Source organism: Bacillus sp. 3103sda1 (assembly GCF_024159135.1).
GTDB classification, from domain to species: Bacteria; Bacillota; Bacilli; order Bacillales; family Bacillaceae_G; genus Bacillus_A; species Bacillus_A rhizoplanae.
Genome location: NZ_JAMYWS010000001.1, coordinates 676,440 through 682,500 on the forward strand (window position 1 = coordinate 676,440; position 6,061 = coordinate 682,500).

Annotated in this window: 4 protein-coding genes and 1 rRNA gene (1 of these 5 running past the window's edge); 4 read left to right on the forward strand and 1 reads right to left on the reverse strand. The window is 36.2% G+C overall.

Going from position 1 to position 6,061, the window contains the following annotated elements; all coding sequences use genetic code 11:
* Window positions 1-19 precede the first annotated feature (19 nt).
* The 3 genes from NKR74_RS03395 to arsC are packed head-to-tail and all read left to right on the forward strand — an operon-like array spanning window position 20 to window position 1,910.
* On the forward strand, window positions 20-421 hold the full coding sequence (locus tag NKR74_RS03395) for an ArsI/CadI family heavy metal resistance metalloenzyme (RefSeq protein WP_098309093.1): 402 nt from the start codon (window positions 20-22) through the stop codon (window positions 419-421).
* 17 nt (window positions 422-438) lie between these two features.
* Window positions 439-1,479, forward strand: a complete 1,041-nt coding sequence (gene arsB, locus NKR74_RS03400) for an ACR3 family arsenite efflux transporter (RefSeq protein WP_098309094.1) — start codon at window positions 439-441, stop codon at window positions 1,477-1,479.
* 26 nt (window positions 1,480-1,505) lie between these two features.
* Window positions 1,506-1,910, forward strand: a complete 405-nt coding sequence (gene arsC / locus NKR74_RS03405) for an arsenate reductase (thioredoxin) (protein WP_253628629.1) — start codon at window positions 1,506-1,508, stop codon at window positions 1,908-1,910.
* Window positions 1,911-2,195: 285 nt separating this feature from the next.
* On the opposite strand, the gene NKR74_RS03410 is transcribed toward arsC, so the two are convergent.
* Window positions 2,196-5,240 carry an efflux RND transporter permease subunit gene (locus NKR74_RS03410; RefSeq protein WP_253628630.1) on the reverse strand — a complete coding sequence of 1,015 codons (3,045 nt, stop codon included), beginning with the start codon at window positions 5,238-5,240 and terminating at the stop codon, window positions 2,196-2,198.
* A 407-nt stretch (window positions 5,241-5,647) separates the two neighbouring features.
* Between NKR74_RS03410 and NKR74_RS03415 the strand changes: the two genes are divergently transcribed.
* A 16S ribosomal RNA gene (locus tag NKR74_RS03415) occupies window positions 5,648-6,061 on the forward strand; it runs 1,138 nt beyond the window's last position.

Below are 6,061 nucleotides of genomic sequence, written 5' to 3' on the forward strand. Positions count from 1 at the left end.
ATCAAAGGAGGAATTTATGATGAAATACGTACATGTTGGGATTAATGTTACAAATCTAGAAAAATCTATTGAATTCTATGAAAAAGTATTTGGAGTAAAACCAGTTAAAGTAAAGAATGATTATGCAAAATTCTTATTGGAAACTCCAGGATTAAATTTCACCTTAAATGTAATAGATAATGTGAATGGAAATCAAGTTAATCACTTTGGATTCCAATTAGAAAATGAAGAAGAAATAAAGGGCCATAAGGACCGTTTAGAAAAAGAAGGTTTTTTCGCACGAGACGAGATAAATACAACATGTTGCTATGCCGTACAAGATAAATTTTGGATAACTGACCCAGACGGTAACGAATGGGAATTCTTCTATACAAGGGCGGACAGCGACGTTCATAAGATAGAATCTACATCTTGCTGTTAATCTGAAAGGAGAACTTTATGAAGCGACTATCATTTTTAGATCGATACTTAACCATTTGGATTTTTCTTGCTATGGCTATAGGAATCGGTATAGGAATACTATTTCCACAAATCACAAGTAACTTAAATAAATTACAAGTGGGTACAACATCTATTCCACTTGCAATAGGTTTAATTTTGATGATGTATCCTCCTTTAGCGAAGGTTCGTTATGAAGAGATGGGGAGAGTTTTTAAAGATGGAAAAGTATTAGTTTTATCACTTGTTCAAAACTGGATCGTTGGTCCTGTTCTGATGTTTGCTTTAGCGGTAATATTTTTACCAGATAAGCCAGAATATATGGTGGGCTTAATTATGATTGGTTTAGCCCGTTGTATCGCTATGGTCATTGTTTGGAATGACCTAGCAAAAGGTGATATAGAGTATGCGGCAGGATTAGTTGCTTTTAACTCTGTTTTTCAAATGTTATTTTTCTCAGTGTATGCGTATGTATTTGTAACAGTAATTCCAGAATGGTTGGGAATTGAAGGTGCTATTGTAGATATTACAATGGGGGAGGTTGCAAAATCGGTATTTATTTACTTAGGAATTCCATTCATCAGTGGGATATTAACACGCTTAATCTTTGTAAAAACAAAAGGACGTATTTGGTATGAAAAAGTATTCATTCCAAAGATTAGCCCGATTACATTAATCGCATTATTATTTACAATCATTGTGATGTTCTCATTAAAAGGAGAAGTCATTGTGAGTGTACCGCTTGATGTTGTACGTATTGCGATTCCGTTACTTATTTATTTTGTATTAATGTTTTTTGTTTCTTTCTTTATGGGCAAAAAAATTGGGGCAAGTTACGGAGTAACAACTACATTAGCATTTACAGCTGGAAGTAACAACTTTGAATTAGCAATTGCTGTAGCTGTAGGTGTATTTGGAATTCAGTCCGGCGCAGCATTTGCAGCAGTTATCGGGCCTTTAGTCGAAGTTCCCGTTATGATTGCTCTTGTAAATGTAGCACTGTGGTTTCAACGTAAATACTTTCAAACACAACCCAAATAACTATTCATAAAAAAGGTGGAATTCATATGGAAAGCAAAAAAACAATTTACTTCTTATGTACAGGAAACTCTTGCCGTAGTCAGATGGCTGAAGCTTGGGGTAAAAAATATTTAGGTGACAAATGGACTGTACTCTCTGCTGGTATTGAGGCACATGGAGTAAATCCTAATGCAGTTAAAGCGATGAAAGAAGTAGGAATCGATATTACTGACCAAACATCTGATGTCATTGATCCAGAAATTTTAGATAAAGCTGACTTTGTAGTAACTCTTTGTGGTCATGCGAATGATGTGTGTCCAACTACACCTTCATATGTAAAACGAGTTCATTGGGGATTTGACGATCCAGCAGGAAAAGAATGGTCTGAGTTTCAACGAGTGCGTAATGAAATTGGAGAGCGCATTCAACAATTTGCAGCAAAAGGAGAATAATTCTTTCAATAAGAGGTACCGTCAACACTTTGAGCATCTGCTCTAGTTTGTTGACAGTATCTCTCTCTTTTCTTAAAACAGTTTAAGCACTTGTAATAAAGTTGTATCCAGAAGTCTGAATGTGGCTGTTGTATTTTATCCCGTATTAACGGGTAGTAAGACCCCCACCTCAAGATTGAGAGAAGTGAAGAAGATAGGTGGGGGATAACTGCCCGTAAAAGACCAATTGGTTCAATTAATTATCAGTGGGGGATGAAGAAAACCCCTACTGCTGGAAGTTTCACTTTATGAGTTTGGAATATCCGTATAAGAATCATGTTGTTTTTTGCGATGCTTCCTGCTACCAATTCGATCTAGTAATTCGTACATAACAGGTACAACAACTAGCGTTAGTAATGTAGAAACTAATAAACCGCCAATTACTACAACAGCTAAGCTTTTGGATACCATGCTTCCAGCTTGTGTATCACCGAATAGTAGAGGAAGCATTGCGAAGATTGTTGTAATAGCTGTCATGATAATTGGGCGTAATCTTATTGAGCCAGCTTCTAATAGTGCTTCTCTTGTTGGCATTCCTTTTTCGCGATTTTGTTGTACACGTTCTATTAATACAATTGCATTTGTCACAACGATTCCGATTAGCATTAAGGCACCGATAAGAGAGTTTAAATCGACAGGTGTTCGTGAAATAATTAAACCTAAAATACCGCCAACAGCAGCTAATGGAAGAGAGAATAAAATTGCAAAAGGTGCACGTGCTTGCCCGAAAGTAATAACCATAATTAAGTAAACGACACCAATTGCAATTCCCATAATTTTAAATAAATCAGTGAAACTTTCTTGCATCGATTCTGTTGCTCCGGCAATGTTAACTTTCGCTCCATCAGGTAATTTTAAATTTGTAATAGCTGTATTTACATCTTTACTTACTTTACTTAAATCGTCATCTTTTGCTTCTGCTGTAACTTGAATTGTTTCTTTTCCTTCCTTATGGAATATTTCTGTTTGTATTTGTTTTTCAGAAATGGTTGCAACATCTTTTAATGCAATCAAACCAGTAACTGGAGACAGAATATTTGAGTCTAAAATCGCATCTTTATTATGGATGTCTGTTTTTTGATGTTCTAGTACAATAGTTGTTTTTTCATTATCGAGTGAAATTTGGCCAATTGGTGATTTTTTCATTAAAAATGCGACTTGTTGTGCGATGACTTCAGGAGTTAATCCCGCTTTCTCTGCTTTTGTTTGATCGACGTTGATGACCCATTCTTTTTTCTCTTCTTCCACATTTGTTTTTACTTTTGAAAGACTATCTAAGCCTTTTAATTTTGTGGTAACAAGATCGGCAGTTTTCTTTAAATCTTCACTATTGTTGGCCGTAACGTTAAATTGTAAAGTATTCCCGCCACCGAAATTTGAAAAACTCACTTTTATATAATCAAATGTTGCGGGTTGAAATTGCTTCTGCTCTTTTTTTAGTTTGTTAATGTATGCGTCGAGGTCAATTCCTTTTTTAAATCCTACATATATACTTGCAAGATTGTTTTTCGTCGTTTGTCCCCACTGCGCATCTTCTGAGGCAGATCCCATTCGTAATGTAACGTCTTGTACCTGTGTATCTGCAAGTAATTTCTTTTCTAATTCGAAAGCTTGTTGTTTCCCTTTTTCTAAATCGTAATTAGCAGGGAATGTCATATTGATAGAAAGCATTGTATTATCGTCAGATTTAATATTTGCTTTTGGAAGTACAATGTAAGCTACAATTGAACCGACAAACAATAAGAAAGAAGTAAGTAAAATGATAAATTTATGTGATAACGACCATTTTAAAATGGCTGTATAACGTTTCGTTTCTTTTCGCTCTTCGTGTCTTGTTTTCTTTAACAGTAGAAAGGCCATGAGCGGAACAACTGTTAAGGCCACTACTAGAGAGGAAAGAATTGAATATACAACTGCCAACACCATAGGCAACATAAATTCACCGATTCCGCCTGATACAAAGCCAATTGGTAAAAAAACAGCGACGGTCGTTAAAGTGGAAGACGTAATTGCGATTGCAACTTCTTTCGTAGCATCAATAATAACGTCTTTTGAGAAAGAATCTTTTTGTAAACGACGGAAAATGTTTTCGATTACAACGATGCTATCATCGACAAGGCGTCCGACAGCAACTGCTAATCCACCTAATGTTAAAATATTTAAAGTGATATGAGATTGATCAAGTAAAAAGAGTGTGAGAAGTATAGATAAAGGGATACTGACAATAGCGATTAAAGTAGTACGAATGTTACGTAAGAAAATTAAAATGATGAATGTAGCAGCGATAGCACCGAGAACAACTTCTTTAGCCATGCTTGTAACAGCATTTTCGACTTGTTCGTGCGTTGACATAAGTGTTTTTATAGTGAACGTGTCTTTATATTGCTTGCTCATATTATGAACTTTTTTCTCGATTTCTTTTCCAATTGTAACTGCATTTTTGCTCGGTTCCTTCATAACGACTAATACGGCACCACCTTCTCCATTAATATGAGAAATTGCATCATGATGTTGTTTTAGCTCAATTTTTGCAATATCACTTAGTTTTACTTCTGGTGTGAGTGTAATGTTTTTTATGTCTTCAATATTTTTTATTTCTCCAATTACACGAAGTAGATGATTTTCATTATTTATAGATATTTGTCCAGCGGGTATAGAAACTTCTTTTCCTTGAAGGGCAGATACAATTTGTGATGTTATGATGTTTTTATCTTTCATTTTAATGGAATCTAATATAATAGATAATTCAGCTGTTGATTTCCCATAAAACATAACATTGGAAACACCATCGATATTTTCAAGTTGCGGGATAATTTCTTTTTCAATTTGTTTTTCATCGGCTTGTGTAAAACCGTTTTTCTTTTGAACTGTAATTTGTGCGAGCGGAATCATAGAAGTGTTTAGTTGGCTGACAACAGGTTTCATTGCGTCTTTTGGAAGTGGTATTCCGTTTGTGAGCTTTTCAACTTCACGTGTTGCATCTTTCATGTTTGCTTCTGAGGTGTACGTAATATCAATCCGTGATAAACCTTCGCTTGTTGACGATGTAATGGTATCGACGTGTGAAAGGTTTCGAAATTGTTTCTCGAGAGGTTCTGTTACTTCTTTTGTCATTGTTTCAGCGTCTAGTCCCTCGGATAAGGTGGTGATTGTTATTACTGGATTATCGATACTTGGTAAAAACTCCATCGGTAACTTAGAGCCGGAATAAATACCTAATACAGAGATGAGAAAAACCATGATGATAATAGCGGCCCTATTTTTTAATGAAAACTTCGTCAATCTTTCCATAAATAAATTCCTCCATAATAGGGTTTGATGGTTTACTGTTTTACTATATAACAAATGACAGGGAGGGAGAGTTAAAAATATGTAAAAAATTTCTAAAAAAAATCTTAAGCAAGGGATTCACTTTGTGGTTAGTTAACAAGTTAACAAGTTAACAATAGGTATACAAAAAACTTTATATATTTTTTAAAAAAGTACTTGCGCTTTAAAAATACAGATGATATATTAATAAACGTCGCTGCTGCACTACAGCAGAAAGCGAAAAAGAAAAATAAAAAAATGTTGACATCGAATAACTGAGATGTTAATATAGGGAAGTCGCTAATCAAGCGGCGGACAAGTTCTTTGAAAACTGAACGAAACAAACAACGTGAAACGTCAATTTTTATTTATGATGCTAGACAAACACTTTATTGGAGAGTTTGATCCTGGCTCAGGATGAACGCTGGCGGCGTGCCTAATACATGCAAGTCGAGCGAACCAATTAAGAGCTTGCTCTTAAGAAGTTAGCGGCGGACGGGTGAGTAACACGTAGGTAACCTGCCTATAAGACTGGGATAACTCCGGGAAACCGGGGCTAATACCGGATAACATTTTGCACCGCATGGTGCGAAATTGAAAGGCGGCTTCGGCTGTCACTTATAGATGGACCTGCGGCGCATTAGCTAGTTGGTGAGGTAACGGCTCACCAAGGCGACGATGCGTAGCCGACCTGAGAGGGTGATCGGCCACACTGGGACTGAGACACGGCCCAGACTCCTACGGGAGGCAGCAGTAGGGAATCTTCCGCAATGGACGAAAGTCTGACGGAGCAACGCCGCGTG

Coding starts and splice junctions, on each gene's coding strand:
- NKR74_RS03395 (WP_098309093.1), top strand. CDS start 20: ATGAAATACGTACATGTTGGGATTAATGTTACAAATCTAGAAAAATCT.
- arsC (WP_253628629.1), top strand. CDS start 1,506: ATGGAAAGCAAAAAAACAATTTACTTCTTATGTACAGGAAACTCTTGC.
- NKR74_RS03410 (WP_253628630.1), bottom strand. CDS start 5,240: ATGGAAAGATTGACGAAGTTTTCATTAAAAAATAGGGCCGCTATTATC.
- arsB (WP_098309094.1), top strand. CDS start 439: ATGAAGCGACTATCATTTTTAGATCGATACTTAACCATTTGGATTTTT.